Annotated in this window: 3 protein-coding genes; all 3 read right to left on the reverse strand. The window is 73.2% G+C overall.

The features are described 5' to 3' along the window. Window positions 1-1,194 (reverse strand): DUF8128 domain-containing protein (locus AC08OP_RS22025; RefSeq protein WP_476615923.1); only part of this gene is annotated, 1,194 nt, incomplete at its 3' end. A gap of 46 nt (window positions 1,195-1,240) precedes the next feature. Beyond that, complete coding sequence (locus AC08OP_RS22030) at window positions 1,241-3,142, reverse strand: VirB4 family type IV secretion system protein (protein ID WP_476615924.1); 1,902 nt, start codon at window positions 3,140-3,142, stop codon at window positions 1,241-1,243. 10 nt (window positions 3,143-3,152) lie between these two features. Then, the coding region (locus AC08OP_RS22035; RefSeq protein ID WP_476615925.1) for a PrgI family protein at window positions 3,153-4,066 on the reverse strand (914 nt) is incomplete at its 5' end.

Genomic DNA, 4,066 nt, shown 5'->3' on the forward strand with positions numbered 1-4,066 from the left:
GGGTACCGCGCGGGCGCCGGCGCGTTGCAGGCCGGGGGTGCCCTCATCGACGGGCAGATGCGCGAGCGCGGCGAGTTCGGCGACGGACAGCAGGTCCCCGTGTCCGAGACGCCGTTCGGCCAGCGGCAGCAGCGGCCGGCGCAGCCGGGCGCGGGTGTAGTAGTTGTGCTCGGTGTAACCGGCGAACCCGGCGGCGATCGCGTGCGCCCGGCCGCGGAGCTGGTCACGGGCCCGCTCCAGGTCGGGGTCGCTGGCGTCCTGGTCGAGGATCGCGGCGACGGCGTAGCGGATACGGGTCTCGTAGTGAGCGCCGCGCTGCTTGGCGACGATGGCCCGGTCCTCGGCGCCCTGCTCCAACGACGTCTGGTGGTCCACCTTCGGGGTGGTGTGGCTGCCGCCCGTCTTCGAGGGGCCGGGGGTGAGCAGGTCCAGCAGCGCCCCGACCAGGTGCGGGGACTGGCCGGAGCGCAGCCGGCGGGCGGCGCGGCGGGCCTTCGCGACCCGATGTCCGGTGACCGGGCGCGCCACGATCTGCACGGCCGCGCGTTGGGTGCGGGCCAGGCCGACGGGAGCGCCGAGCAGCGCCCGGAGCGGGTCGGCCGCATGCTCGGCGCGGATCGGGAACGCTTCGGGGCGGGCCAGGTGTGCTTCGCCGCCGACGGCCAGCAGCTGCCGCCCCGGCCGGGGGACGGTGGGCAGTGGTGCGCGGGCGGGCGCGGTCTGGGTGTGCGCGCCGGGCCACGCCGCTTCGACCGCCCGTTCGATCATCCCTCGGGGGATCAGGCCGGGGACCCAGAGCTGGATACGGACCCCGTCGGAGGTGAACAGGTATTCCCAGGCCAGGTGCGGCTGGCCGACGAGCCGGCGGCGCCAGCGTGGCCGCAGCAGGCCGACCAGGTTTCCCCACAAGGTCACTGCGCCGGCCGGGTCGACCGTGGGTGGGGCGAGGATGGTGACCACCCGGGCGTCGGCCCGCAGCTGCCGCTGGTAGCGCCGCTGCCACCGACGCCTGGCCAGGACAATGCCGACGACGGTGAGAGTCAGGGCCGGGCCGGCGACCGGCCCCCAGGCCGCCAGCCACGCCAGGACGTGCCCGGCCACGGCGTGCACCGTGCCCCACGGGTCCCGCAGGTATCCGCCGACCGGGGATGACGGCGCGGGAACGGACGGGGACCGATCAGCCGGTGACGGCATCACAAACTCCTTCAGATGAAGGGGACGGACAGCGGGTAAAGTGATTTCAGGCGGCGTCGAGGTAGACGTCGTTCTCCGAGCCGTCGACGGGGTCAAAGTCGGCGTCGGGGCCGAGGTCGAAGAACGCCCCGTCGTCGTCCGCGCCATCGTGGGATTGCGCGGCGAGTTCCGCGGGATTCGTCGTGACCAGCCGATGCTCTGCTGGTGAGGCGATCGCTTGGAAAGCGACCCGTTGTGTTCCGGTGGACAGCAGGCCCTGGCCGCGGTCCGCGGAGAGCAGGAACTGCCGTTCCCCGTCGGATAGGTCGAATGTTTGGGTGATGTCGTCGATGGCTTGGGAGGCTTGGCGCAGCAGAATTTGGGTCGCCGCGTTGCTGATGATGGCTTTTCCGAGGTCGGAGCTGAGAACGTCGGCGGCGTCCTGGGTGGCGACGGTGAGCCCGGCCCACCGTTTCCGCGACGCTTTCGCCATCCGCCACAGGAACTCCGCACCTGCGGGTTGTTTCATCAGCAGCCAGGCTTCGTCGACGACGACGAGGCGGGGGCGGCGGTCGGCCGGGTTGGACACGGTCCGCCAGATCGTGTCCAGGGTGAGCAGGGTGCCGATCGGTTTGAGCTCATCCGCCAGGTCCCGCAGTGAAAACACCACGAGATGGCCTTCGGGGCGGCGGGTGGTGGGGCCGGAGAACAGGCCGGAGAACGCGCCGTGGACGTAGGGATGCAGCCGGGCGCCCAACTCGACCGCGGCCGGGTCGGCGGAGGCGGCGAGTACGGCGGCGAGGTCGCCGAGTAGCGGCGCGGGGCGGGTCCAGGTCCGGGCATCCGACGTGATCCCGGCTTGCCGGTAGGTGGCGAGGATCGCCTGGTCGAGGGCGGCGCGGGCGGCCGGCGACAGCTCACCGACCAGGACGGCGATGACGGTGTGCAGGAACAGGCTGCGCCGCATCAGCGCGTCGCGGGGGGCGGTGCGCCGGCCATCGGGGCGGGTCTGGATCGGCAGGTCGAACGGGTTGACCCGGACGGTGTCGGCGCCGAGGTGGAGGTAGGTGCCGCCGACCGCGGCGGCGAGCCGGGCGTATTCGTCTTCGGGGTCGATGACGTGGACTTCCACACCCCGGTAGAGGGAGCGCAGCAGTTCCAGCTTGACCAGGTAGGACTTGCCGGCGCCGGCGCGGCCGAGGATGACCGCGTTGTGGTTGTCGCAGGCGAACCGGTCCCAGTAGACCAGCCCGCTGCTACCCAGGTTGAACCCGTAGAGCACCCCGGTCGGGGCGGCGACCGCGGTCGGGTCGGCCGGCGGCAGGTCGGGTGAGGTGAACGGGAACGCCGCCGACAGCGCCGCGGTGTCGAACGTGCGGCGCATCCGGACCTGGTCCAGCCCCAGCGGCAGGGTCGTGACCCAGCCCTGCAACGACCGGTAGGTCACGGGTTTCGCGTCCAGCAGCAGCGACGCGGCCAGTGCCCGGACGGCGGCGACCTCGTCGGCGAGCTGCTCGTGGCTTACCGCGTGGACGGTGAGGTAGAGGCCGAGGCGGAACAGTTTCCCCTCACCGCGGGCGACCCGGGCGGACAGGTCGTAGGCGTCCTCGGTGGCGGCTTCGACCTGCGGGTCGATCAGCCGGCCTTTCTCCTCCCCGACACGACGGCCGGACTCGAGCTTGGCCAGCTGTCTTTTCAGCCGGTTCGCGGCGGTGACCGGGTCGATCGGCTCCACGTGCACCGCGACGTCGACCCGGCCCGGATACGTGAGGAGGGGTTGCAGCCAGCCGGGATGCACCTCCCGCGGGAAGCCGGTCACCGCGAACGTGGCCAGGTATTCGCCGCCGACTTCCAGGTGCCGCGGCGCCACCGACACCGCGTCCGGCACGAACGCCGCCGCGCTCGTCTCCGGCGCCGCCGCAGGACGTCGGCCGCCGTGCGCGCCGGCTGTCTTCTTCGGCCGTCTCATGACCGTCCTTTCACAGGTCGTCGTCCCAGGGGTCGTCCGCGTCCCGGCCGGCGGCAGTGGCGCGGCGAGCGCCCCGGGCAGGTCTCCGCCCGCCCGCGGGTGCCAAGGGCTGCCGGTCAACTCCCGCGTCTGCCTCCGGGTCGGGTTCGTCGTCCGCGTACAGGTCGGGGTCGAAGCGGTCGGCGTCGGCGGTCGTGATGACCTCGTCGGGGGCAGCGAGCTCAGGTGAGGCGGGCAGTAGGCTTTCCGGGTTGCAGGCCGCGGCGAGCACGCCGGTGGCCTGACCGGCGTCCAGCGGGGTGACGACGATCCCGGCGGGGGCGAGCAGGTCGACCGCCTCGGCCAGCCGGCGGGCCAGCCGGGTCTGCGCGGCCCGCCGGGTGGCGTCGCCGACCTGCCGGGCGTCCCTCGCTGCGGCACGGCGCCCTTGCAGGACGGCGAGCGGGGAGGCCCCGCCGAGCCCGTCGGCGGGTCCGGCGGCGACAAGCGGTTCCCGCAGGATGAGCAGCACTTGGCGGCGCAGCAGGTCGGTGTCCGCGGCGAGTTGGCCGAGGTAGTCGGCGTGTTCGTAGGCCGCCGCTTCCAGGGCCGGGTGCGGCAGGCCGGCGGCGAGGGCGTGCAGGTCACGGATCTGGCCGGTCAGGTCGAGCCGTTCGGCCCGGATGAGGATCTGCACCGGCGCGGTCAGCGAGTGCAGGTAGCGGGCGAACGTCGCGACCAGCGACTCCTGCTCACCCGGGGTGCGCAGCGCGAAGTTCACCGTGGAGCACACCGCGACGACGGCCAGCCCGTCCCCGCCAAGGTCGATGACCCCGGTGTGGGTGACATTGCGGGCGGGCAGCCGCAGCGGCGTCGGGGACACCGCTCCGCTGTGATCGTCGGGGTGCTGGTGGGTGGCGCGGGCGGCCAGCCAACCACCAGCAC

Source organism: Frankia sp. CeRuru1 (assembly GCF_977966315.1).

What these genes read in the sequence shown, in the direction of transcription:
- AC08OP_RS22030 (WP_476615924.1), bottom strand. Translation starts at nt 3,142, where the DNA reads ATGAGACGGCCGAAGAAGACAGCCGGCGCGCACGGCGGCCGACGTCCT.